Annotated in this window: 1 protein-coding gene; it reads left to right on the top strand. The window is 31.3% G+C overall.

Features of this window, described 5'->3' with window-relative positions; genetic code table 11:
* Nucleotides 1-120 precede the first annotated feature (120 nt).
* Nucleotides 121-335, top strand: a 215-nt coding sequence (locus Q4548_RS16780) for a hypothetical protein (protein WP_303457192.1), incomplete at its 3' end; no start/stop codon positions are given.

Raw genomic sequence — 335 nt, 5'->3', positions numbered from 1 at the left:
CAAACATTGCTTATGTAGACAAAGACGGAAACTGGTTGAAAGAAGATGCTATCAAATAATATTTCCAAGAAAAATTAACAAATCAAAACAAACAATTACAAACATTAAAATATTTATATCATGAAAAAAATCATCTTATCTATAGCAATCTTAGCAAGTGGAGTTTCAACTTTTGCATTCGCTAACAACGTTTTACCTGTTCAAACAATAAACATTGTAATGAACGAAGAATTCACTGAAATATCTGTTGAAGAATTGCCTGAAGCTGTAAAAGCCGCTGTTAAAAAAGACTTTGAAACTGCAACCATTGCCAAAGCTTACACAAACGGTAGCGA

This window comes from Wenyingzhuangia sp. 2_MG-2023 (genome assembly GCF_030548295.1).
In the GTDB taxonomy this organism is placed as follows: domain Bacteria; phylum Bacteroidota; class Bacteroidia; order Flavobacteriales; family Flavobacteriaceae; genus Wenyingzhuangia.
The sequence above is the reverse complement of the archived record's forward strand: the minus strand, read 5'-3'. Positions and strand labels throughout refer to the sequence as shown.